Source organism: Candidatus Methylomirabilota bacterium, from assembly GCA_036005065.1.
Lineage (GTDB): Bacteria > Methylomirabilota > Methylomirabilia > Rokubacteriales > DASRDR01 > DASYQW01.
Genome location: DASYQW010000399.1, coordinates 1 through 24,271, shown reverse-complemented (window position 1 = coordinate 24,271; position 24,271 = coordinate 1). Strand labels below are relative to the sequence as shown.

The 24,271-nt window shown below is 70.8% G+C and carries 20 protein-coding genes and 1 pseudogene; 16 read left to right on the top strand and 5 right to left on the bottom strand.

What is annotated here, in order from left to right; translation table 11 throughout:
* The 15 genes and pseudogenes from VGW35_26620 to VGW35_26550 all read left to right on the top strand — a co-directional run.
* The coding region (locus tag VGW35_26620) for a hypothetical protein (protein HEV8311252.1) at positions 1-1,433 on the top strand (1,433 nt) is incomplete at its 5' end.
* A gap of 33 nt (positions 1,434-1,466) precedes the next feature.
* Positions 1,467-1,661 (top strand): hypothetical protein, encoded by a 195-nt coding sequence (locus VGW35_26615; GenBank protein HEV8311251.1) that lies wholly within the window; start codon positions 1,467-1,469, stop codon positions 1,659-1,661.
* A 35-nt stretch (positions 1,662-1,696) separates the two neighbouring features.
* Positions 1,697-2,611 carry an allantoinase PuuE gene (gene puuE, locus VGW35_26610; GenBank protein ID HEV8311250.1) on the top strand — a complete coding sequence of 305 codons (915 nt, stop codon included), beginning with the start codon at positions 1,697-1,699 and terminating at the stop codon, positions 2,609-2,611.
* 11 nt (positions 2,612-2,622) lie between these two features.
* Positions 2,623-3,681 (top strand): ABC transporter substrate-binding protein, encoded by a 1,059-nt coding sequence (locus tag VGW35_26605; protein HEV8311249.1) that lies wholly within the window; start codon positions 2,623-2,625, stop codon positions 3,679-3,681.
* A gap of 163 nt (positions 3,682-3,844) precedes the next feature.
* Positions 3,845-4,720 carry an ABC transporter permease gene (locus VGW35_26600; GenBank protein ID HEV8311248.1) on the top strand — a complete coding sequence of 292 codons (876 nt, stop codon included), beginning with the start codon at positions 3,845-3,847 and terminating at the stop codon, positions 4,718-4,720.
* A complete protein-coding gene (locus VGW35_26595; protein HEV8311247.1) occupies positions 4,713-5,552 on the top strand; it encodes an ABC transporter permease in 840 nt (279 codons plus the stop codon). Before VGW35_26600 ends, VGW35_26595 begins: the two co-directional genes overlap by 8 nt.
* Before the next feature lie 11 nt (positions 5,553-5,563).
* The gene (locus VGW35_26590) at positions 5,564-6,682 is read left to right on the top strand and encodes an ABC transporter ATP-binding protein (GenBank protein ID HEV8311246.1); all 1,119 of its coding nucleotides are present in this window, start codon (positions 5,564-5,566) and stop codon (positions 6,680-6,682) included.
* Between the two features lie 76 nt (positions 6,683-6,758).
* On the top strand, positions 6,759-8,288 hold the full coding sequence (locus VGW35_26585) for an amidohydrolase (GenBank protein HEV8311245.1): 1,530 nt from the start codon (positions 6,759-6,761) through the stop codon (positions 8,286-8,288).
* Positions 8,285-9,670 (top strand): allantoinase AllB, encoded by a 1,386-nt coding sequence (gene allB / locus VGW35_26580; GenBank protein ID HEV8311244.1) that lies wholly within the window; start codon positions 8,285-8,287, stop codon positions 9,668-9,670. The genes VGW35_26585 and allB overlap by 4 nt, the downstream gene beginning before the upstream one ends.
* A complete protein-coding gene (locus VGW35_26575) occupies positions 9,663-10,934 on the top strand; it encodes an alanine--glyoxylate aminotransferase family protein (GenBank protein HEV8311243.1) in 1,272 nt (423 codons plus the stop codon). Before allB ends, VGW35_26575 begins: the two co-directional genes overlap by 8 nt.
* Positions 10,935-10,939: 5 nt before the next feature.
* On the top strand, positions 10,940-12,208 hold the full coding sequence (locus tag VGW35_26570) for a DUF1116 domain-containing protein (protein HEV8311242.1): 1,269 nt from the start codon (positions 10,940-10,942) through the stop codon (positions 12,206-12,208).
* A complete protein-coding gene (gene arcC / locus VGW35_26565; protein HEV8311241.1) occupies positions 12,201-13,154 on the top strand; it encodes a carbamate kinase in 954 nt (317 codons plus the stop codon). The genes VGW35_26570 and arcC overlap by 8 nt, the downstream gene beginning before the upstream one ends.
* Before the next feature lie 64 nt (positions 13,155-13,218).
* Positions 13,219-14,112, top strand: a complete 894-nt coding sequence (locus tag VGW35_26560) for a polysaccharide deacetylase family protein (GenBank protein ID HEV8311240.1) — start codon at positions 13,219-13,221, stop codon at positions 14,110-14,112.
* Positions 14,113-14,276: 164 nt separating this feature from the next.
* On the top strand, positions 14,277-15,410 hold the full coding sequence (locus VGW35_26555) for a hypothetical protein (protein ID HEV8311239.1): 1,134 nt from the start codon (positions 14,277-14,279) through the stop codon (positions 15,408-15,410).
* A 2,045-nt stretch (positions 15,411-17,455) separates the two neighbouring features.
* Positions 17,456-17,950: pseudogene (locus VGW35_26550) on the top strand (SRPBCC family protein).
* An 89-nt stretch (positions 17,951-18,039) separates the two neighbouring features.
* Here VGW35_26550 and VGW35_26545 read toward each other — a convergent pair.
* The 5 genes from VGW35_26545 to VGW35_26525 all read right to left on the bottom strand — a co-directional run bounded on the left by VGW35_26545 (position 18,040) and on the right by VGW35_26525 (position 23,335).
* Positions 18,040-18,837 carry an ABC transporter permease gene (locus tag VGW35_26545; GenBank protein ID HEV8311238.1) on the bottom strand — a complete coding sequence of 266 codons (798 nt, stop codon included), beginning with the start codon at positions 18,835-18,837 and terminating at the stop codon, positions 18,040-18,042.
* Positions 18,837-19,721 carry an ABC transporter permease gene (locus tag VGW35_26540; protein ID HEV8311237.1) on the bottom strand — a complete coding sequence of 295 codons (885 nt, stop codon included), beginning with the start codon at positions 19,719-19,721 and terminating at the stop codon, positions 18,837-18,839. Before VGW35_26540 ends, VGW35_26545 begins: the two co-directional genes overlap by 1 nt.
* Positions 19,718-20,890 (bottom strand): ABC transporter ATP-binding protein, encoded by a 1,173-nt coding sequence (locus VGW35_26535; GenBank protein ID HEV8311236.1) that lies wholly within the window; start codon positions 20,888-20,890, stop codon positions 19,718-19,720. The genes VGW35_26540 and VGW35_26535 overlap by 4 nt, the downstream gene beginning before the upstream one ends.
* Positions 20,891-21,017: 127 nt before the next feature.
* Entirely contained in the window at positions 21,018-22,076 is a 1,059-nt protein-coding gene (locus tag VGW35_26530) for an ABC transporter substrate-binding protein (GenBank protein ID HEV8311235.1), read from the bottom strand.
* A gap of 200 nt (positions 22,077-22,276) precedes the next feature.
* Positions 22,277-23,335 carry an extracellular solute-binding protein gene (locus tag VGW35_26525; GenBank protein HEV8311234.1) on the bottom strand — a complete coding sequence of 353 codons (1,059 nt, stop codon included), beginning with the start codon at positions 23,333-23,335 and terminating at the stop codon, positions 22,277-22,279.
* Between the two features lie 180 nt (positions 23,336-23,515).
* Between VGW35_26525 and VGW35_26520 the strand changes: the two genes are divergently transcribed.
* Positions 23,516-24,232 carry an aspartate/glutamate racemase family protein gene (locus tag VGW35_26520; GenBank protein HEV8311233.1) on the top strand — a complete coding sequence of 239 codons (717 nt, stop codon included), beginning with the start codon at positions 23,516-23,518 and terminating at the stop codon, positions 24,230-24,232.
* Positions 24,233-24,271 lie beyond the last annotated feature (39 nt).

Genomic DNA, 24,271 nt, shown 5'->3' with positions numbered 1-24,271 from the left:
CGCTCCCCGGAGTGCGCGAGGCGGCGGCCCTCATGGGGACGCCGGCCAACCACGAGCTCCTCGCGGCGGCGGGCCTGGCGACGCCGGAGACGAAGGGCGCCGGCCCGGGGGACCTCGTCCTCGCGGTCGACGCCGAGAGCGACGCCGCCGCACGCGCCGCCCTGGCGGCGGCCGAAGGGCTCTTCGCCGCCCGGCGCCACACGCTGGAGGCCGCCGTCCGCGTCCTGCCCCGCACCCTCGACTCGGCCCGCCGGCATCTGCCCGACGCCAACCTCGTCGCGATCTCGGTCCCCGGCGCCTACGCGGCGGCCGAGGCGCGGCGCGCGCTCAAGCAGGGCCTCCACGTGTTCCTCTTCAGCGACAACGTGCCGGTGGCCGACGAGGTCGCGCTCAAGCGCCTGGCCGTCGCCCGGCGGCTCCTCTGCATGGGCCCGGACTGCGGGACCGCCTACGTCGCCGGCGTCGGCCTCGGCTTCGCGAACGTGGTGCCGCGGGGCCGCATCGGACTGGTCGCCGCCTCGGGCACCGGTCTCCAGGCGGTGGCCGCGCGCCTGGCGGCCCGCGGCGAGGGGATCTCGCACGGGCTCGGCGTCGGCGGCCGTGACCTCTCGGCCGAGGTCGGCGGCCTGATGACGGGGCTGGCCCTCGAGGCGCTGGCGAGTGACGCGGGGACGGCGCTGGTGGTGCTGGTCTCCAAGCCACCGGCCCCGGCGGTCCTGTCCCGCGTCGAGGCGGCCCTGGCCGCGCTCGGGAAGCCGGCGGTCGTCTGCTGTCTCGGCGCGCCCCCTCGTCCCGCCGGACCCGGACGCTGGGTGGCGACGCTGGAGGACGCGGCCGAGGCCGCCGTGGCCGAGCTTCACGACCGCGCCTTCACCCCGCGCCCGTTCGGCGACCCGGCGGAGGTCCGGGTCCGGCTCGAGCGGGTGTCGACGGGGACGGGTCGCCGGGGCCGGAGCCTCCTCGGCCTCTACACGGGCGGCACCCTGGCCCACGAAGCCGACCTGCTCCTCGAGTCGCTGCTCGGCCCGGGCTCCCATCGCGTCCTCGATCTCGGCGCCGACGAGTTCACCGTGGGGCGTCCCCACCCGATGCTCGACCCCGAGGCGCGGGCCGCGCGCGTCCGCGAGGCCGGTTGCGATGCCGCGCTCGGCGTGCTCCTGGTCGACCTGGTCCTCGGCCGGGCGGCGCACCCGGACCCGGCGAGCCCGCTGGCCGTCGCGATCCGCGACGCCCGCGCGGCGGCGGCCGCCGACGCACGGGAACTCACCGTCGTCGCGTCGGCTGTCGGGACCGATGGCGACCCACAAGGGCTCGCCGGGCAGGTGGCCGCGCTGGAGGCGGCCGGGGCGGAGGTGCTGCCCTCGAACGCCCAGGCCGCGCGCTTCGCCGCCCTTCTCCTGAAGCCTGAGCTGGCGTCATCACTCATCGGATGATCTCGTGCTCATCCGGGCCGACCAGGTGATGTGGTGAGCGTCGAGGCGCTGCTCGAGCGGCCGCTGCGAGTGATCAACCTGGGGATCGAGGTCTTCGCGCTCGAGCTCCACGCGGCCGGCGTCCCCGTCGTGCACGTCGACTGGCGCCCCCCGGCTGGCGGCGACCCGCGGCTGGCCGCGCTCCTGGACGAGCTCGAAGACGACGAGGAGCGGCCCCGAGCCCCTTGAAGTCCGGCGAGGTCCTGTGTTAGTCGTCGTCCGTCGTGACCGCCACCTCTCCCCGCGATCTCGTCGGCTATGGCGCCCGGCCGCCCCATCCGCAGTGGCCAGACGGGGCGCGGGTCGCCCTGCAGATCCTGCTGAACTACGAGGAGGGGTCCGAACGCTCCGTCCTGGACGGGGACGCGCGGAGCGAGACGGAGGGCTGGGATGCGCCCGCGGCCTCGATGGAGGTCGGGCAGCGCGACCTGGTCGTGGAGTCCCACTTCGAGTACGGGAGCCGGGCCGGCTTCTGGCGGCTCCTGCGCGTCTTTGCCGAGCGCGGCACCCCGATCACGATCGGCGCCTGCGCGCTGGCGCTCGAGCGCAACCCGGAAGCGGCGCGGGCCATCGTGGCCGCCGGTCACGACATCTGTTGCCACGGGTGGCGGTGGATGGGGCACCATCGCCTGGCCGAACATGAGGAGCGCGCGCTCGTGCGCCGAGCGGTCGCCTCCATCGTGACGACGACGGGGCGCCGACCGCTCGGGTGGTTCACCCGGTACGCCCCGAGCCTGAACACCCGCCGCCTGCTGGTGGAGGAAGGCGGGTTCCTGTACGACTCCGATGCGTACAACGACGACCTGCCGTACTGGGTGCGGGTCGGGGACACGCCTCACCTGGTCATTCCGTACGCGTTCGATACCAACGACATGCGCTTCGCGACGGCGCCGGGCTTCGTCATCGGAGACGACTTCTTCGCGTACCTGAAGGACACCTTCGACCTCCTCTACGCCGAGGGCGCCGCCGCGCCGAAGATGATGTCCGTCGGACTGCACACGCGTCTGGCCGGACGGCCCGGACGGGCCGCCGCCCTGGCCCGTTTCCTCGACTACGTGAATCGGCACGACGACGTCTGGGTGTGCCGGCGCGGCGACATCGCCCGGCACTGGATCGCCCACCACCCGTGTGGATCCTGAGGAGGGAGGCCATGAGGCACCGACACCTGACGCGACGCGAGCTCTTGCTCGGCACCGGAGCCACCGGGGCGGTCCTTCTGGGGCGGACGCCCGTCTTCGGCGTCGAGAAGGAGCTGATCGCCAACACGTACGGCGGCACCTGGGAGGCGGCCCACCGGGCGGCCATCGCCACCCCGGTCGAGAAGAAGACGGGGGCCAAGGTGACGCTGGTCTCCATCCTGGCCGCCGAGCTGGTCGCCCGGACCAAGGCGGCGGCCGGCGGGCGGCCGCCGGTGGACGTCGCGCTGGTCGACGACGGGCCCTTTCTCAACGCCGTCAAGGAAGGGATCTTCGAGCGGCTGCCGCTCGACAAGGTCCCCAACGCCGCCAGGCTGTTCCCGAAGTACCGCCCAGCGGAGCCCGTCTTCGGCGTCCCGAACTCGGCCTCGGTGGTCGGGATCGCGTACAACGCGAAGCGGCTCAAGACGCCGCCGGTCTCGTGGGCGGACCTCTGGAAGCCCGAGTACAAGGGGCGGGTGGGCCTCAACCCCCCGACCAGCACGCTCGGCACCGTCGCGCTCCTGAGCCTCGCCAAGCTCCGCGGCGGCGACGAGAGCAACATCGAGCCCGGATTCGAAGCGGTGAAATCGCTCCTGCCCAGCGTGGGGTCGATCGCCCCCTCGCCGGCGAGCCTTCAGACGCTGCTCGAGCGGGGCGAGGTCGACATCGCCCCCCTGTGGCACCTGAACACGCTGGTGCTCAAGTACAAGGGGACCGGCATGGAGTTCGTGCTGCCCCGGGAAGGGGGCATTGCGGGGCTGGCCTGGTTCGCGGTGACCAAGGGGGCCAACGCCGAGCTGGCGATCGAATACATCAACCAGGGCCTGGATCCCGAGGCCCAGCGCCTCCTGGCCGGGCCGCCCTCCTTCCTCGGCCCCGTCGTGCAGGGCGTGAGCGTCGCCCCGGAGCTCCGGGGGCTGGTGCCGGCGACCCCCGCCGACCTGGAGAAGCTGATCGTCCTCGACTGGAACAAGATCAACCTGCAGCGGGCCGACTGGATCAACCGGTGGAACCGCGAGATCAAGGTTTAGCTGCTCGGGGGGGTCTCGGAAGACCCCCCCGATGCCCCCCCTCGGTTGCGGCGGCACAGCCGCCGCTCGGAGCGCTGTCCGACGCGGCGCATGCTCGGGGCGAGCTGCCGGGGTGAGTCGATCCGTGGCGCCCGGTCACTTCGATAGCGTCATGAGGCCGGGGATGGCGCGACCGCCGGCGGGGGGACGGCGGGTCTGGAGGCGGCACCTGCGGCTGTGGCAGCTCGTGCTGCCGGCGACTCTCTTCCTCGTCGTGTACTTCGTGGTCCCCCTGGCCATGCTCTTCTGGTGGAGCTTCCGCGCGCCCGGAGTGTCCGGGCCGACCCTGGCCAACTACCAGCGGTTCCTGAGCGACCGGTTCCTCCTCGACACGCTCTGGCTGAGCCTCCGGCTCAGCCTCGAGGTGACCCTCATCACGCTCGTCCTCGGGTTCCCCCTCGCCTACCTCTACACCCGGCTGGGTCCGCCCTGGCAGCTCGCCATCCTCTTCATCACCCTCTTGCCGCTCCTCACCAGCGCCGTGGTCCGCTCGTTCGGCTGGATCGTCATCCTGGGCAAGCAAGGGCTGATCAACGCCGCCCTGGTGGGCAGTGGCCTCGTCGAGGCGCCGGTCCGGCTGCTCTTCACCGTCGAGGGCGTCCGGCTGGCCCTGGCCCAGGTGCAGCTCCCGTTCATGCTGCTGCCCCTCATCAACGTGATGGAGCAGCTCGATCCCTCCCTGGAGCAGGCGGCCATCAGCCTCGGGGCCAGCCAGGCCCGCGCCTTCTGGCGGGTGACGGTGCCGCTCTGCCTCCCCGGGATCATGGCCGGCGCGATCCTGAACTTCGCGCTGACGATCAGCGCCTTCATCACCCCGGCCATGGTCGGCGGCGGCTCCTTCACGGTGATGCCCACCCTCATCTATCAGTCGGCCATCGTGACCCTCGACTGGGCGACCGCTGCCACCACGGCGCTCATCCTGCTCGTCGTGGCGCTCCTCGTCGTCTGGGTCGGGATGGCCGTCGCCCGGCGGTACCGGTACGGGGCCGCGCATGCCTGAGGTGACGGGCGCGCTCCCGAGTCCCGCCCGCGCCCGGGTCGGGCATGCCGCCTTCTGGGTCGCCATGTGGGCCCTCGGCGTGGCGGGCCTGGCCTACCTCCTGCTGCCCACGCTGATCATCATCCTGGCCTCCTTCACGGCCAGCGACTACATCGCGTTCCCACCCCGGGGCCTGTCGCTCCGCTGGTTCGCCCGGCTCTGGGAGCTCGAGGCGGTACGGGTCGCCGCCTGGCGGAGCGCCTGGATCGCGATCGCGGCCACGGCTCTGGCCGTCGTCCTGGGCGTGGCGGCGGCGTTTCCGCTCGTGCGAAGCCGCTTCCCCGGTCGCGAGGCCCTCAACGCCTTCCTGATGTCGCCGCTCATCCTGCCCTCGCTGGTCTACGGGTTGGCCGGGCTCATGTTCGTCTCGGCCCTCGGCGTGCCGCTCTCGATTCCGGTCCTGATCCTGAGCCACGTCGCGATCGTGGTGCCCTACGTGGTCCGGACGACCGCGGCGAGCCTGGCCCTGCTCGACCCCGCGCTGGAGGACGCCGCCCGCAGCCTCGGCGCCGACGCCTGGCGGACCTTCACGTGGATCGTCCTGCCGAACCTCCTGCCGGGGATCGGCACCGGCGCGGCCTTCGCCTTCATCTCGTCGTTCGACAACCTCACGGTCTCGCTCTTCCTGGCCGGACCGCGAGTGGAGACGCTCCCCGTCCGGCTCTTCGCGATGATCCAGTTCGACCTTGATCCGACCGCCGCCGCCATCTCGACCGCCCTGGTGCTGCTGGCCCTCGGTGTCGTGCTGCTGGCCCACTGGGCGGTCGGGCTGTCCCGGGTCGTCAAGGTCTGACGCGCGCATCGGTGCCGCCGTCGGGTCCGGACCTCCAGCTCGTCGGCGTGACCAGGCGCTACGGGCCCGTGACGGCGGTCGACCGGGTGTCCCTGGCGGTGGCCCCGGGAGAGTTCGTGACGCTGCTGGGGCCGTCGGGATGCGGCAAGACGACGCTCCTCAAGACGATCGCGGGATTCCTGACGCCCAGCGAGGGGGAGGTCGTGCTCCGTGGCGCGGTCATCAACGACCTCCTGCCTCACCTCCGCAACATCGGTATCGTCTTCCAGCACTACGCCCTGTTCCCCCACATGACGGTCGCGGAGAACATCGCCTTCGGCCTCCGCATGCGAAAGGTCCCCCGTGACGCGATGCGCCGGCGCATCGAGGAGATGCTCCAGCTCGTCAAGTTGCCGGGCTTCGCCCTCCGCTATCCCCATCAGCTGTCGGGGGGTCAGCAGCAGCGGGTGGCGCTGGCCCGGGTGCTGGCGGTCCAGCCGGTGCTGCTCCTCCTGGATGAGCCGTTCGGCGCCCTGGACAAGAAGCTGCGCGTCGAGATGCAGATCGAGGTGAAGCAGCTCATCCGCTCGCTCCGCATGACGACGATCTTCGTCACCCACGACCAGGAGGAGGCCATGCGGATGTCCGACCGGGTGGCGGTGATGAACCACGGAGAGATCGTCCAGTGCGACGCGCCGGCCGCCATCTACGACTGCCCGCGCGACCTGTTCGTGGCCGACTTCATCGGTACGGCGAACCTGCTGCCGGCCACGCTGCTGGCGGCCGAGCCGGCGGGACTCCGGGTAGAGGTGGCGGGAACCGAGCTGGGCGTGCCGCGGCCCGCCGAGCCGGTCGGCGGACGGGGCGTCGTGCTCATGATCCGGCCCGAGAACCTCACGCTGTCCGGGGCGTCGCCGGCCGGCCAGGCGGGCTGGCGCGGCCGGGTGACGTTCGCCCTGCCGGCGGGTCCGGTCATGGAGTACGAGGTGACGCTGGACGATGGCACGCGCCTCCGGGTGAGTGCCCCCCGGGCGGGCGCCGCCGGCGCGCGGGGGACGGACGTGGGCGCCAGCGTCGGGGTGGCCGTCGCCGACCTCGGCGCCTGTCGCGTGTTCGAAGCGCGCGCGAGCCAGGAGGCGGGGAGGAATTGATGCGAGACATGGCCGCGTGGGGACGACGGGACGCAGCGAGCGGCCGGCGCTGCCGCCCCGAGCTCGACTAAAGACGATGCGACTCTTGATCCACGGGGGAACGGTCGTGCCGGGCGCCTTCCGGCGGGTCCTGCCGCGGGCGGACGTCCTGGTCGAGAACGGACGGATCGTGGCCGTCGGCCGCACCCTGCCCGGCGCGGCCAGCCGGGTCGACCGCGTGCTCGACGCGACGGAGCGGATCGTGATCCCGGGGCTGGTCAACGCCCACTGCCACACCTACGAGACCTTCAACCGCGGCGCCGTCCCGGCCCGCCCGATGGAGATCTGGGCCCTCTACGGCCACCCCGTGCTGGGCGTGCGCCCGCGCACGCCGGACGAGGTCTACTGGCGGACGCTGCTGCCCTGCCTCGAGATGCTGCGGAACGGCGTGACAGCGGTCGTCGACGACATCTCCATGTACGGGGACTTCCGGGACGAGCTGGTGGATGCCATCATGCAGGCGTACCGGGACAGCGGCATCCGGGCCTGGGTTTCGGTCAAGGTGATGGACCGGCGACTCTACGATACGCTGCCGATCGATCCGGCGCGGATCCCGCGGACCCTCCTGCGCGGCTTCACCCAGGTCCGGGTGCCAAACGCGCGGGCGCTCCTCGCCTTCAGCCGGCGCAACATCCGGACGCAGGACCGCCTGGGCGGGCTGGCCCGGTTCATCGTGAACCCCTCGGCGCCGCAGCGCTGCACCGACACCCTGCTCGAGGGTGTCCACCGGCTCGCCGCCGACCACGGCTTCCCGTACGTCATCCACGTCCAGGAGACGCGCGTGCAGGCGGTTCAGGGCCCGAAGAAGTACGGGATGAGCATGATCGCGCATCTCGACCGGCTGGGGGTGTTGTCCGCGCGCACATCCATCATGCACGGCATCTGGCTGGATCAGGACGACATCCGCCGCGTCGCCCGGGCGGGGGCCACCGTCGTGCACAACCCGGTCAGCAACCTCCGCTGTGCCAGTGGCATCGCGCCGGTACGGGCGCTCCACCGCGCCGGGGTCAACGTGGCGCTGGGCTGTGACGGCACCAGCAGCAACGACGGCCAGAGCATCCTGGAAGCGATGAAGGTCGCCTCGATCCTCCACAACGTCACGGACCCGGACTATCGCCGGTGGGTCACGCCGGCCGAGGCCTTCCAGATGGCCACCGAGGGCGGCGCCCGCAGCGCCTTGTGGGACGACGCCATCGGCAGCATCGAGCCCGGCAAGCGCGCCGACCTCGTGCTCCTCGACCGGCGGGCGCCGTCCTTCGTCCCCCTCCGCGATCCCGTGGCCCAGCTCGTCTACGCCGAGGCGGGCCACGCGGTGCGAACCGTGCTGGTCGACGGTCGCGTGGTCGTGGAGGACGGGCGCGTGGTGACGGCCGACCTGATCGCCGCCGCCGACCGAGTCCAGGCCATCGGCGAGCGGTTGCGGGCGGAGCAGGCGCGGTGCTTCCGGATCGCCCGCCGGCTGGAGCCGTTGTGGCGCGCCATGATCGACGAGGCTCACCGGGTGCCGCTCCCGATCGACCGCCTGGCCTGGCGGCGGGCGTCCCGGGAAAGGAGACCCCGCCAGTGACGGGTGGTAGGGCCGACCTGCTCGTCCGCGGCGGCACCATCGTCACGCCGGCCGGGGAGCGCCGGGCGGACATCGCCTGTCGGGCGGGCGTGATCGTCGAGGTCGGTCCCGATCTCGGCGGTGAGACGGCCGTCGAGCTCGACGCCACCGGACTCCACGTGCTGCCGGGGCTCGTCGACCCGCACGTGCACCTGAACGAGCCGGGACGCGAAGACTGGGAGGGGTTCGCCACCGGCAGCCGGGCCCTGGCCGCCGGCGGCGTGACGACCTTCTGCGACATGCCGCTCAACAGCACGCCACCGACCACCGGCGCAGCGGCCTTTCAGCGCAAGGTCGCCCGGGCGACCGGGACGGCGCTCGTCGACTTCGGCCTGTGGGGCGGTCTCGTCCCGGACAACCGGCGGGAGCTTCCGGAGCTGGCGGCGCTGGGCGTGGTGGCCTTCAAGGCCTTCATGTCGGCGAGCGGGGTGGACGACTACCCGGCCGTCGACGACCTCGCCCTCTACGAGGGGCTGGTCGCCGCCGCGGGGACGGGCGTGCCGGTCGGCGTCCACGCCGAGAGCGACGTGATGACCGGCGGCCTCGCCGCGCGGGCCCGGGCCGAGGGCCGCTGCGGAGCTCGCGACTACTGCCGCTCCCGGCCGATCGTGGCGGAGGTCGAGGCCATCACCCGGGCGGCCTGTCTCGCCGCCGAAGCGGGCGCGCGGCTCCACGTCCTGCACGTCTCGAGCCCTCAGGGCGTGGACGCCGCCCGGCGCTGGCGGGGGGTGGGGACCGACGTGACGGTGGAGACGTGTCCCCATTACCTGACCCTCACCGAGGACGACGTGGTGCGCCTCGGTCCGGTAGCCAAGTGCGCGCCGCCTCTGCGCGGGGCGGCCGAGGTGGAGGGCCTCTGGCAGCGACTGGCCGAGGGGGTCATCGACATGGTCGTCTCCGATCACTCGCCGGCGCCGCCGGCCCTCAAGGCGCCGCCCGGGGACGACTTCTTCGCGGCCTGGGGCGGTATCTCGGGCGCCCAGTCGACGCTGCCGGTGCTCCTGACGGAGGGCTACTGGGGCCGCCGGGTCCCCCTCGGCCGCCTCGTCGAGGTGACGGCCACGAATCCCGCTCGCCGCTTCGGGCTCTTTCCCCGGAAGGGCCAGATCGCGGTCGGGGCAGACGCCGACCTGGCACTGGTCGATCTCGATCGCGAGTTCCGGCTCGAGGCGGCCGACCTCTGGTACCGGCATCCGCACAGCCCGTACGTGGGACGGACGTTCCGGGGCGCGGTCGTGGTGACCGTGAGCCGCGGCCGGGTCGTGTATCGGACGGGCCGGATCGAGGGATTGCCGGACGGGCGACTCCTGCCGCGCCGCGGAAAAGAGCTGGCCCATGCCTGACGAGTACGCGGATCTCGCGCCGAGTCCGCGCATCCTCCTGGGTCCGGGTCCCAGCATGGCCGATCCGCGGGTGCTCCGGGCGATGGCCACGCCGCTCGTCGGCCAGTTCGACCCCGAGTTCACGGTGGTGATGAACGAGGTGATGGAGCTCTCGCGCTTCGCGTTCCAGACGGCGAACCCGCGCGCCTTCCCGGTCTCGGGCACCGGGCGGGCGGGTCTGGAGGCGGCCCTCGCGTCCTTCGTCGAGCCGGGCGACCGGGTGGTGGTCGGGGAGTGCGGGCGGTTCGGCCTGCTCTTCGGTGAGATCGCCGAGCGCTGCGGGGCCGAGGTCGTGCCGGTCCGGGCGGAGTGGGGGCGGATCGTCGAGCCCGACGCCGTCGCCCGCGCGCTCGCCGGCGGCCGGACCAAGCTGGTCGCGATGGTGCACGGCGAGACGTCCACCGGCGTCCTCCAGCCGCTCGCCGAGATCGCGCGGCTGGCCCGTGCCCACGAGGCGCTGCTGGTGGTCGACGCCGTGCTGACCCTCGGGGGCGCCGAGGTGGCGACGGACGGCTGGGACCTCGACGTGGTGGTGGGCGGGACCCAGAAGTGTCTGAGCTGTCCCTCGGGCCTGGCCCCCCTCACCTACAACGCCCGGGCGGAGGCGGTGCTCCGCGGCCGCCGGCGGAAGGTCCAGTCGAACTATCTCGACCTCGCGCAGCTCGCCAGCTACTGGAGCCCGGCGCGCTTCAACCACCACACGGCGCCGACCGCGATGGTCTACGGACTCCGGGAGGCGTTGCGGGCGGTGCGGGTCGAGGGGCTCAAGGCCCGCTTCGAGCGCCATCGCCTGCACGGGGACGCCCTCCGGGCCGGCCTCGCCGCGCTGGGGCTCGAGCTCTTCGGCGCCGAGCCGCCGGCCCACCGGCTGTCGATGCTCACACCGGTCGTGGTGCCGGAGGGTGTGGACGAGCTCCGCGTGCGCCAGCGCCTCCTCCAGGACTTCGGGATCGAGATCGGCGCGGCCTTCGGGCCGCTCCAGGGCCGGATCTGGCGCATCGGGACACTCGGCTACTCGGCGCGTCGCGAGAACGTCCTCCTGTGCCTGGTGGCGCTCGAAGCCGTCCTCCGTCGCGAGGGCTGGCGGGCGGCGCCGGGAGCCGGGGTGGAGGCCGCCCTCGCCCACTACCGGACGGCGGGGGACGCGGAGCTGGAGTCCCGGGACAGCCTGGGGGCGCGGGGCATCGGGTCGACCGCGCCACCCGAGGCCCCGCCGGCGGAGTGAGGGCGATGAGCGTGAAGGCCGCCAATGCCGAGGCGCTGCGGCGGCTCGGCGAGGCCCAACCGGTCCTGGTGGACTGCCGGCCAGCCGCGGAGGCGCTCTCCCTCGAGGCCGGCACCGTCCTCCACGCGGGGCCGCCGATCGCCTGGGACGCCATGTGCCCGATGCTCCAGGGAGCGGTGGTGGGCGCCCTCCGCCACGAGGGCTGGGCGGTCACCGACGGTGAGGCGGCGCGGATGGCGGCGCGGGGCGACGTCCGCTTCGAGCCCTGTCATCACCGGGGCGCGGTGGGCCCGATGACCGGACTCATCACGCCCTCGATGCCGGTGTTCGTCGTCGAGGAGCGGACGTTCGGCGCCCGGGCGGCGGTCACCATCAACGAGGGGCTCGGGCGCGTCCTCCGCTTCGGCGCCAGCGACGCGCCCGTCCTCGAGCGACTCGCGTGGCTCCGCGACGAAGCGGGCCCGCTGCTCGGCCGCACGCTCCGCCGCCTGGGGGGCCTCGAGCTCCGGCCCCTCATGGGCCAGGCGCTCTGGATGGGCGACGAGATGCACCAGCGCAATGTGGCCGCCTCGTCCCTGTTCGTGCGCGCCCTCCTTCCGGCCCTCGTCCGGGAGGCCGCCGGCCCGGCGCTGGCGCGTCTCGTCGACTTCATCGCCGGTAACGACCAGTTCTTCCTCAACCTCGCCATGGCGGCGGCCAAGGCCGCCGCCGAGCCGGCCCTCGCGGTGCCGCGCGCCAGCGTGGTGGCCACCATGGCGCGGAACGGCACGGAATTCGGGATCCGGGTGGGGGGCTGCGGCAGCCGGTGGTTCACCGCCCCCGTCAACACGCCGGACGGGCTCTTCTTCCCCGGCTTCGGGCCGCCGGACGCGAACCCGGACATCGGCGACTCGGCCATCGTCGAGACCGTCGGGCTCGGCGGAATGGCCATGGCCGCCTCGCCGGCCGTGGCCCGCTTCGTGGGGGCCGGCGGGCTCGCCGAGGCCCTCCGTATCACGGACGAGATGCGGGAGATCACGCTCGGCGAGCACCCGCACTTCCGCATCCCCGCCCAGCAGGATCGCGGGGCACCCCTCGGCATCGACGTCCGCCGGGTGGTGGCGACCGGGATCACCCCGCTCATCAATACCGGGATCGCGGGGCGAAAGCCCGGCACCGGGCAGGTCGGCGCCGGGGTCGTGCGGGCGCCGCTCGGCTGCTTCACCGCCGCGCTGGAGGCGCTGGCGACACGGCTGGCCGGGGACACCGAGGCCGGCGGGGCGGTGGATGCCTGAGGGGCGCGACCCTCATCTCCTCGTCGTCGCCATCGGCGGCAACGCGCTGCGCGAGCCGGGTGGCGTGGCCAAGCCGGACGAGTGGTTCCGCGCCCTCGCGCGAAGCCTGCCCCCTCTCGTCGAGGTGGTCGCCGCCGGGTTCCGGCTGGTGCTCACCCACGGCAACGGGCCCCAGGTGGGCGACGAGCTCCTCCGGATGGAGCTGGCGCAGCGGACCGTCCCCCCGCTGTCGCTCGATCTCTGCGGCGCCGAGACGCAGGGATCGATCGGGTACGCGATGCAGCAGGTCTTCGGCAACCTCTGCCGCGCGCGCGGCCTCGACGTCCCGGTGGCCACGGTCATCACGCGCGTGGTGGTCGATCCCGACGACCCGGCGTTCTCCCGGCCGACCAAGCCGATCGGTCCCTACTACACGGAGGCGCGAGCGAAGCAGCTCACGCGGGCCAAGGGCTGGATCCTCGTGAAGGAGGCCCGGCGCGGGTTCCGGCGGGTCGTGGCCTCGCCCCGCCCGCTGGGCGTGCTGGAGGTCGAGCTGGTCCGCCGGCTCTCGAAGGCCGGCGCGGTCGCCATCGCCTGCGGCGGCGGGGGCGTCCCGGTGGTGGAGACGCCGAGCGGTTACCGGGGAGTGGAGGCCGTCGTCGAGAAGGACCTGGCGACCGAGGCGCTGGCCACCGCGCTCGGCGCCGAGCGCCTGTTGATCCTGACGGCCGTCGAGCGCGCGGCCGTCAACTTCGGCACGCCCCAGGAGATCGGCATCGAGCGGCTCACGGTGGCCGAGGCCCGCGCCCTCCTGGCCGCCGGTGAGTTCCCGCCGGGGTCGATGGGCCCGAAGGTGGAGGCGGGGGTGCGTTTCGTGGAGGCGGGCGGGCGCGAGGCGATCATCACGTCGCTCGATCGGGTGCGGACGGCGATCGAGGGCGACGCCGGCACCCGGATCGTGGCGTGACCGCGGACGCCGTCGACTGCGACATCCGGGTCAAGGACCGCCTCGTCGCCCCCCCCCAAGCCTGATGGCCCGCGACTTCTTCGGCTACGGCGGCCAGCCGCCCCACGCCCGCTGGCCGGGTGAGGCCCGGGTGGCGGTGTCCATCGTCGTCAACGTCGAAGAGGGCGCCGAGCTGGCGCTGTCGGCGGGCGACGAGCGGAACGAGGCCGTCTACGAGGTCACCGACGAGGTCGTGGGCGTGCCCGACGCCTGCATGGAGAGTCACTTCGAGTACGGCACCCGCGCCGGATACTGGCGGGTCATGGACGCCCTCGACCGCGTCTCAGTGCGGGCCACGCTCCACGCCTGCGGCCGGGCGGTCGAGCTCTCGCCGTGGCTGGCCGCCGACGCCGTCCGCCGGGGCCACGAGGTGGCGGCGCACGGCTATCGGTGGGAGTCCCACGCCGGCCTGGGGGAGGCCGAGGAGCGCGCCCGGATCGCCCGGGCGGTCGAGGCCATCCGGCACGCGACGGGGCTCCGGCCGGTCGGCTGGCATACGCGCTCGAGCCCGTCCCCGAACACCCGCCGCCTGCTCGTCGAGGACGGCGGGTTTCTCTACGACAGTGACGCGTACTCGGACGACCTGCCCTTCTTCGTGACCGTGGCCGGCCGGCCGCACCTGGTCGTCCCGTACAGCTTCGACACCAACGACATGCACTTCCATCAGGGCGTGCAGCGGTTCGTCACGGCGGGCGACTTCGTCGAGTACGTCGCCGAGGCCTTCGACTGCCTGTGGCGGGAAGGGGCCACGGCCCCGAAGATGCTGTCGGTGGGTCTCCACCTCCGGATGATCGGGCGGCCCGGGCGCATCGGGGCGCTCGAGCGCGTCATCACCCACATGCGCGACCGGGGCCGGGTCTGGTTCGCCCGCCGCGACGAGATCGCCCGCCACTGGATCGGACTCTTCGGGGTGCGTTGATGCGGCCTAGGCGTGTATCGGAGTAACCCGGCAACTCGCCCCGCGCGGGCGATGCGTCGAGCAGCGCTCCGAGCGGCGGCTCTGCCGCCGCAACCGAGGGGGGGCATCGGGGGGGTCTTCCCAGACCCCCCCGAAATGACCTAGCCTCAGCCATGCCGTGGTCGTTGTCTGACTTCCTCGACCCCTGCCGCTGGCGGCTCTACCGGTATGTCCGGACGAAAGCGCAGCCCAGCCTGTCCACCTGGCTGACGCGGCATCCGAATGTCGCCAACGCGATCCAGTGGCAGCACCTGCCCGCGAGCACCTCGAACGCGTACGCCGCGCCGACGCAGAGCCACAAGATCGCGTGGCCGAATTGGGCGCCCGCTCGGCAGACCGATCTGATCAACGCCTACCGCGACGCGTGCGTGTGGTTCGAGTGCGGCGCCTACCCGAAGTCGATCGATCCCAACGGCCTCACCGACCGGCCGGTGAACGTGAATCCCAACGTGAACCTGGACACCGTCACCGCGATACAGTCCGTCACGCCGGCGTACATGTGGAAGCTGTACATCGCCCACGTCGGTTTTACGCTGGCCGCGCAGCGGAAGGGGCGGCTGCCGTGGAGTATCCTCACCTACAGCGACGAGGCCCTGCGGTATCTGCTCGACAGCACGACGATGGCGTGGAATATCTTTGGCACGTACTACGGCATGGGAACGTACTCGGCATACGTTCCCGCCAAGCGCGAGGCCAACCTGCCGAAGACCGCGTTCGCGCCGCCGATGTGGACGTATCCGTGGCTCAAACAGGCGGGACTCATCGGCGCCACGCGCCTCGACACGATCGGCAACGTGCTCCAGTGGATGCGGCAGAACATGGTCCACTTCTACGGCACGGACACGTTCGCCAACTTCAACGCGATCTGGCAGTATCGCGGCTATCCACCGCTTTCGAAGATCGTGAACGGGACGGTCGACGCGAACAATCCAGGCATGGGCGTGCGGCACTGGACGGCCGGCTGCCACGGCAGCGTCGGTTTCCTCGGTGCCGTGCTCCGCGCCGTCAACATCCCGGTGCAGCCGGTGTGGGTCTGCGGCCACGAGCTGGCATATTTCGTGACCGAGCACCTATATCTCGATCACGGGGACGATCCCTACAACCAGAACGTGAAGAACTCCGGCTCACCGGTCCTGTCGCTGCTGATCGACGAGGGGACCTATGAGCTCTGGTTCACCACGGACTTGACGGCGAATATCACGGGCGCCGCCGGTCCGGGCTGCGCGAACGTGGGCAGACGCGCGGCAGAGTTCGTCTAAAGGTACTGAGGAGACTCGATATGAGTATCCAACTGACGAAGCCGCTTGTCGTACCGGAATATACGAATGCGCTGGTCAAATCGTACATCGCCGATCCTGTGACACTCGCCACGGTTCCACGACCGCCCTACACGATCAATGTTCAGACGGTGCTGACGTCGCTCATTCCCGGCAAGACCGCCAGGGCGAATGCGTGTGCGTTGAACGGCAACGATTTGTTCATCGCGAACAGCTCGTTCAACTCGCAGTGCATTTTCAAAGTACCGAATTACCTGACGCAGCCCGAACAGGCGATCGCCCGGACCTTCGTGTTCACCCTGGACGGCAATGACTACGTCGGCATGGCCTTCGACTCGACAGGCAATCTCTACGCGGCCGAGGGTGATTTTCTGGACAACCACATCTTCAGATACACCGGCACGGCCAAGGCCTACCCGGGCGCAGCGGGTGCGGCAGTCGACAACTACGCGACGCGGGTCGATCTGGGCAACGCCGGAGCGACCTCCTATTTCGCCAACCTCGCCTTCGACGCCGCGGGCAACCTCTGGGTCAGCGACTACAAGAATCACCGTCTCGTCGTCTTCGACGCGGCGAATCTCGGTGGCACCAACACCTACCATGTGCTGGCGAACCTGAATGCGGCCATCCCCGTGGCCAACACGAACGCCGCGTTGAACGGAAACTCCAGCCACCTGTTCGCCGAGCCGGAAGGGCTCGATTTCGACGCCGCCGGAAACCTGTGGGTCGCCAACAACAACGACGGCGGCGCGGGAGGCGTCCAAAACCTGCGCACGTCGCTGGTCCAGCTGGCGCCGGCGATCCAGACGGCCGTACTGGCGACAGCGCCGGGAGGAACCTTCACACCGGCGCTCGCCCAAAGCAACAGCGACTTCTCTATCTACCAGGTACCGAATCTCAGCAACGATCTTGGGGCGCGGCCGCAGTTCGGCGGCTTGCAGGTGGACCGTGCGGCTGGGCGCATCTTCGTCAACGAGGAGAAGGCCGGCAAAGGTCGCGGGTATGACATCGCGACGATTGCCGCGATCGGGACGTCGACGGCCGCCAACGATCTCGACATCGTGTCGACCGATCCCGGGAATGGCGGCATTGCATTGGTCAATACCAAGGCGCCCGTCCTCTACATTCGGGACAATGCGGCCGACCCGGGAGTCGAACCCAACACCACGACCTCCGTCGCCTGGGAAAGCATCGACGTCTGGGTCAGGCAGAACAACGATGGCCTGACCGTCGGCGAGCCCATCATCGGCGGGTCGCAATGCTACGTGTATGTGCGCATCAACAACAAAGGCCTGTCGGCGAGTGGCGGCGGCGAGATCGTCAGGCTCTACTGGGCCAAGGCGAAAACCGGTTTGTCGTGGCCCGCGCCGTGGGATGGCACGGTTGCCCTGGACGGTGGAACCGTTGCGCCGTCGCAATCAGTGGCGGCGATCGCGCCTGGACAGAGCCAGCTGAATGTCTTCGTCTGGGCGGCCGCGCCCGATCCCGCGAACTACGGCAACGACGGCCACTTCTGCCTGCTGGCCCAGATCGCCACGCCGGCGTCGCCGGAGTTCGAGGGATTTCAGGGCCCGAATCTCCAGCAGAATGTGCTGAATCTCAGCAAGGTCGCTTGGCGCAACATCCACATCGTGCCCATCGGCAAGATGCAGCTCGGTCACATGGTCGTCGCCAACTACACGGAGCGCGACATGGACGTTCAGATCGCATTTGAGCTCCTGGATGCGTCGGCCAGGCCCGTCAATCCGGGGAGCGCCCGGCTTCTGCTCACGCCGAAGGGTATCGCGCTCGAAAGGCTTCGTGAACACCGGGGCGAGCGGCCGTTCCTCGAGGACCTGGGGCACGGCGTGTTTCGGGTGCTCGACGTCGCCGCGGGAATTCCGCATCTCAAGCTCCGGCCCGGAGACGTCCTCCCCTTTGGCCTCGAGTACGCCGCGGAGCAGGACACGCGGGGCTACGCCGTGCGCGCCATCCAATTCTCGCTGCACGGCGCGTCTCGGAGAACCATCGGAGGGCAGACGTTCGTCTGGGCCGCAGCGCTCAGCGGGCTCAAGCGCGGACTGGAGGAACGCATGGAGAAGGTCTTCGAGATCTATATCAAGACGACCCCGGAGCGCCTCTGGGAAGCGATCACCGACCGCGAGATGAGGAGCCGGTACTCCTTCGGCATGCAGGTGAGATCCGACTGGACACCCGGCTCGCGCTACGAGGCGAGTCACCCGCGCGCCCCCGGGCTCCTGGCGGAGGGCGAGAATCTCGAGGTCGACCCGCCGCGCCGGCTCGTCCAGAGCTTCAGGGCGCTCTGGAGCGAGGACGTGAAGCGCGAGGGAACCTCGAGGGTCACCTGGGAGATCGAGCCGGTCGGCGACTCCAGCCGCCTGACCGTCACCCACGACGAGCTTCGCGAGGACGCCAACAAGGAGCTCTACGGCGGCTGGCCGATGATCCTCTCCGGCCTGAAGACGCTGCTCGAGACGGGCGAGCGGCTGACGACGCCGGGATCGCTGCTCTACGGCGGCTGAGCCGGCTCGCGCCGGCGGTGAGGCATCCCTCACCTTCGCATGTCAAGGCTCGGAGGGGAGCTACCGAGGACCATACTCGGCGCCGCCGCTCAGAAGTCGGCCAGGCGGCGGAGGCCCACCAGGCGATCGGCGAGCAGCAGGACGACGATGGTGAGCAGGATCAACCCCGAGGAGACGGCGGCGATGGTCGGGTCCGGATTCTCTTCCAGGTACTGGAGCATCAGGATCGGCAGGGTCTTGTTACGGGCGTCGATGAGGAAGATCGAGATCGGGTAGTTGTCCATGGAGGCCAGGAACGCGAAGAGGCCCGAGGTGAGGAAAGCCGGCGCCAGCACCGGCACCATGACCTTGAGCAGCGAGCGGGGGTACGAGGAGCCGAGCGTCCGGGCCGCCTCGATGAGGGTGAAGTCGAAGAGCGACAGGCTGGCCAGCACGGTGCGCGTCACGTAGGGGAGGGTGATCACCACGTGCCCGATGAGGAGCCCGGCCCAGGCGTCGCGGAGGCCGACCTCCCGCAAGGCTTGCAGGATCGCCACGCCGAGGACGAGGCCCGGCATCATGAGCGGGGAGACCATGAAAGTCACCACCGCGGTCTTCCCCGGGAAGGTCCCCCGCGCCACCGCGATCGCGCACAAGGTGCCGAGCACCAGGGAGACCCCGGTCGACAGGAGGGCGATCTCCACCGACAGTCGCACGGACGCCCACAGGCTCTCCCGGGTCATCGTCCGCTGGTACCACCTGAGCGACCACTCGGGCGGCGGGAGATTGAAGACCGGCGACGAGCTGAAGGACACGGCCACCGTCACGATGAGTGGCGACAGCAGGATCAGGACGACGGCGGCCATGACCGTCCACATCGTGACCGCGGCGACCCGCTCGATGCCCATCAGCGGCTCGCCTGCGGGCTGCGGGTCAGCGCCGCGCTGGCCACGACCACCCCGACGGCGATCAGCAGCAGCACCACGGCGGCCGTCGAGCCCAGTGCCCGGTCGCGCATGAACAGGAACGACCGGGCGATCAGGATCGAGAGCGTCTTGTACCGGTCCCCGATCAACAGCGTGGGGATCACGTACATGGACACCGACATGGAAAAGACGAACGCCACGCCCGCGATCACCCCCGGCATCGACAGCGGCAGCGTCACGTGGAGGAACCGGTGGGCGGGGCTCGAGCCCAGCGTGGCCGCTGCCTCGCCGAGGCGCGGGTCGATCAGCTTCACCACCGCGAAGATCGGCAGCACCATGAACGGGAGGAAGACGTTGACCGCGCCCAGGACGAGCCCGGTCTGCGTGAAGAGGAAGCGGACGGGCTCGTCGGCGAGGCGCAGGAGGAGCAGGAGCTGGTTCACGATGCCGTCACTCCGCAGCAGGATCGTCCAGGCGAAAGCCTTCACGACCACTCCGACCGACAGCGGCAGGATCAGCGCCACCAGGAGAAGGGTCTGGAGCACACCGCCAGCCCGGGCCAGCGCGAAGGCCGCGGGATACCCGGCCAGGAGGCAGAGCAGCGTGGTCAGGAGCGCCGCCTTGAGCGTGTTCCACATGACCGTCCAGCTGAAGGGGTCCCGGAAGAACCGGACGTAGTTCGCCAGGCTGAACCCGTCGGCGCTGTAGACGCTGCTCAGCAGGAGGAGACCGAGCGGGACCCCGAAGGCGACGAACAGATAGGCCGTGCCCGGCACGGCCAGCAGCGACATCGGGTCGAAGCGGTCGCGGAGGCGCTCGGCCGCGAGGCCGACCGGGAGGGCTGCCGGGCGGGTCGCCGTCGTCACGCGGCGGGATAGACCATGGTGACGGCGACGTCCCAGCTGACCGTGACGCGGTCACCCGGGGCGAGGCCGTTCCCGGCCGCGGGGGGCAGCTCGGCGACGGCCCGGTCCCCTTCCGGGGCCTGGAAGTGGAGGATCAGCTTCGAGCCGAGGAACACCGGGTCGCGGACGCGGAGCTCCACCGCGTTGTCCCGGTTTCCCTGCGGGGGACCGAGCCGCAGCTCTTCCGGCCGCACCGCGACGAGGACGCGCGTGCCGGGAGCCAGCCGGGCCCGGGCCCGGACCCGTCCCACCGCCGTGTCGACCAGGATCTCGCCGCCGTCGGCCTGCGACACGGTGCCGTGGAGTCGCGTGGACATGCCGACGAAGTCGAGGACGAACGGCGTCGCCGGCCGGGTGTAGATGGCGGCAGGGGCGTCGAACTGCTCGATACGGCCGGCGTTCATGACGGCGATGCGGTCGGACATGACCAGCGCCTCGTCCTGGTCGTGGGTGACGAAGATGGCGGTGATGCCGAGGTCCCGCAGGAGGTGCCGCAGCTCCATCTGCATGGTCTCGCGGAGCTTCCGGTCCAGCGCCGAGAGCGGCTCGTCGAGCAGCAGGAGCTTGGGCTTCACCGCGAGCGCGCGGGCCACGGCGATCCGCTGCTGCTGGCCGCCCGACAGCGCGAAGATCGAGCGCGCCCCGTACTCGGAGAGCCGGACCAGCGCCAGCGCCCGGGCCACCGTCTCGACGATCTCCGGCGCCGGCCGGCCGCGGGCCCGCAGGCCGAAGGCCACGTTCTCGGCCACCGTCAGGTGGGGGAAGAGGGCATAGTTCTGGAAGACGACACCGATGTTGCGCCTGTGCGCGGGCAGCCGCGTGAGGTCGACGCCGTCGAGCCGGATCAGGCCGCGCTCAGCCGGTAAGAGGCCGGCGATGACTCGCAGGAGCGTGGTCTTGCCGCAGCCCGAGGGCCCGAGCAGGGAGACGAACTCGCCGGCCCGGACCTGGAGGTCGAGGCCCACCAGGACGATCGTCTCCCGGAACCGCTTGTGAACGCCCGCGACGTCGAGGTAGGCGAGCCCTTCCGCGGCGGAGGGGGGCTCCCGGCGCTCGGTGAGCCGGTCCGGGCCGATCCCCGTCGCATCCCGTCGTCCTCGGTCGTCGGCGGGCCTCAACGTATGCGGCATACGCCTCGGCCCGCCTCCTCCCTGCGTCCTAGGGCTGCTCGGGTCTCGGCCCGGTCCCATTGCCGGACCCGACCCCCCAGCTCGTTCGAGGGCACCTCGGTGAGCCGGTCCGCGCTCGCGGACCGCGTCACGCCCCCATTTCCTTGTCCCAGCGCTCGACCCAGTCCTTGCGGTGCTTGGCCACGAAGGCCCAGTCGGGGACGAACGGCTCGCTCTTCGGCATCCCGGGCGGGACGGGCGCGTCCACGTGCGTCGGGAGCGCGGCGGCGAGCTCGGCGGTGATCTTCTGGTACTCGGGACCGAGGAACTCGTTCAGGAACTGGTAGCTGAGCTCCGGCTGCGGGCCGTTCTTGACCTTGGCGATCCCGGAGGGCATGGCGAAGGTCCCCTCCTTCGGCGCCGACAGGTCGACCGGCGCCCCCTTGCGCTTCCGGTCGAAGGTGTTGATCGAGAAGGCGCTCCCGATCATCCAGGCCTCCCCCTGCTCGAGCAGGTTGAAGGCCTGGGGGATGTTCGTGTAGATGGTGAGCAGGTTCGGCTTCAGGGCCCGGAGCTTCTTGAAGGCCGCGTCGGTCTCGTACTGGGCGTCCTTGAGCGGCTTGCCCGTCTCCAGGTGGGCCGCCATCCAGAAGACGCCGAGGCCCTCGGTGTTCTGCAGCGAGGGCACCACCACCCGGCCCTTGTACTTCCCGTCCCACAGCGCGGTCCAGGAGTCCACCCCGCCCTTGAGCCGGTCGGTGTTGTAGCCGATGCCGGTCCATGGCTGCTGGTAGTTGACCCACATGCCGTCCATGTGGATGGCGGCCGGCTTGAGCTTCTTCAGGGCCGGGACCTTGTCGGCGGTGAGCCGGTCGAGCAGCCCCTCCTCCATGGCCATGATCATGACCGGGTCGTCCATGAGCACGATGGAAAGATAGGGCTTGTCCTTGTTCGACTGCATCTTCTGCAGGTTCACGAGCGATCGGGTGCCCTCGTAAATGATCTTGCAGTTGTACTTCTTCTCGAACAGCGGAATGACCGGGTCCATGAAGACCTTGTGACCGGCGGCGCCGCCGATCACCATCTCCCGGGTCTGGGCCCGACCGATGGCGGGGACGCCGACGACCGAGGCCGCGGCGGCCGCCCCCGCGAGCTGCAGGACCTCACGGCGGGAAATGCGGTAGGGGGATGGACGTGTCGCGTTCATGTGAGCACCCTCCTCCGGCGGCCAGCGTCGGCCGCCGGTCAGCGGCAAAGTCCGTGAAGAAGTGCGCGGGATATGGCGCTCGACTCATGCCTGACCACCCCGCCACCGGATGTCTCGCTCCGAGCGGCGGCTTTGCCGCCGCAACGATCCTCGGGGGAGGTTTCGGAGGGGGTGTTCCGACACCCCCTCCGATTTTGAGCTTAGATGGCCATCTCCTTGTCCCAGCGCTCCACCCATCCCTTGCGCTCGGTCGCGACGAACGCCCAGTCGGGCACGAACACCTCGACCTTGGGCAGGCCGGCCGGGACGGGCGCTGCCGTGTTGGTGGGGAGGGCAGCCGCCGCCTCGGACAGGATCGCCTGGTATTCCACGCCGAGCATCTCGTTGATGAAGGCGTAGCTGAGCTCGGGCTCCGGTCCGTTCTTCACCCGGGCGATCCCCGACGGCATCGCCATCACCCCTTCCCTCGGAGCGGCCATGTCGAGGGGCGCCTTGTTCCGCTTCCGCTCCATGGCATACGAGGAGAGGGCGCCCCCGATCATCCAGGCTTCGCCCTGCTCGAGCAGGTTGAAGGCCTGGGGCATCTGCGTGTAGACCGTCAGGAGATTCGGCCGGAGCGCCTTGAGCTTCCGGAAGGCGGCATCCATCTGGTACTGAGCCTCCTTGAGCGGCTTGCCGGTCTCGAGGTGAGCCGCCATGAACAGATTCGCCAGCCCTTCCGTGTTCTGCAGCGACGGGACGATCACCTTGCCCTTGTACTTCGTATCCCACAGCTCGGTCCACGAAGCCACGCCGCCCTTGACCCGGTCCGTGCTGTGGGCGATCCCGGCGTAGGGCTGCTGATAGTTCACCCACATGCCGTCCATGTGGATCGCCGCCGGCTTCAGCTTCGACAGATTCGGCACCCGGGCCGGCGTGAGCTTCTCGATCACGTCTTCCTTGACCGCCAGCAGCAGCACGGGATCGTCCATCATCACGACCGACAGGTAGGGCTTGGCCTTGTTGGAGACCATCTTCTCGAGGTTGGTCAGGGATTTGGTGCCTTCGAAGATGATTTTGCAGTTGTACTTCTTCTCGAACAGGGGGACGACGGTCGGGTCCATGAACGCCTTGTGGCTGGCGGCGCCGCCGACCACGATCTCCTTCCTCTGGGCGCGAGCGACGGTGGGGAAGCCGAGCGTGGAAGCCGTCGCGGCGCCCGCCAGCTTCAACACGTCACGCCGGGTCATCCGGGCAGGGAAGACGGTTCGCCTGTGCATCGTGCATGCCTCCTCGGGCCATCTCGATGGCTCGTGTGAACGTCACGCGCAGGAGGTTGGCTGCCGGCAACGGGATGGTAGACCAGGGCGTCCCGGCGGTGCAAGCCCGGCGTGGACGCGGGCGAAGGGTCGGGGCTAAGATGGCGGGTGGCTTGCCGGCCTCGCGGAGAGGAGGACGCGATGAAGCTCCTGGTGATCAATCCGAACAGCTCGGAAACGGTGACGGCGGCGATCATGGAATCGGCCCGGCGGGGCGCGGCGCCGGGGACGGAGCTCGTGAGCGTCACGACCAAGGGCGGCACCCGCAACATCGACTCCGCGCTCGGCGACTACCTCTCCGGGGCCTACATGATCCGGACCTGCCTGGAGGCCGTGAAGGTCCATCGGCCCGATGCGGTCGTCCTGGCCGGCTTCGGCCGGGTCGGGATCGACGCGCTCAAGGAGGCCCTCGACGTTCCGGTGGTCTCCATCTCCGAGGCGTCCATGGCGGTGGCCTGCCTCCTCGGTCACCGCTTCACCACCCTGACGATGCTCGAGCAGTTCGTCCCCTATCAGCAGGACCTGGTGCGGCTCTACGGCTTCGAGGCCAAGTGCGCATCGGTCCGCGCCATCAACATGAACGTGGAGGAATGCGTCACCAACCGCGAGGAGGCGCTTCGCCAGCTCGAGGCCCGGATCCAGCAGGTGGTGGCGGACGACCGGGCCGAGGTGGTGATCCTGGCCTGCGCGGGTCTCTGCGGCTACGACGCCGAGCTCTCGCGGCTAGCCGGCGTTCCGGTGCTGGACCCGGTGGCGGTGGGGGTGAAGGTGGCCGAGGGGCTCGTCGCGCTCGGCCTGGCGCAGTCGAAGGTGCGGAAGTTCGCCCATCCGCCCCAGGACCTCGAATTCTATCTATGAGGCGGGCGGGCCTGGTTCTCGCGCTGACGGTCGGGACCG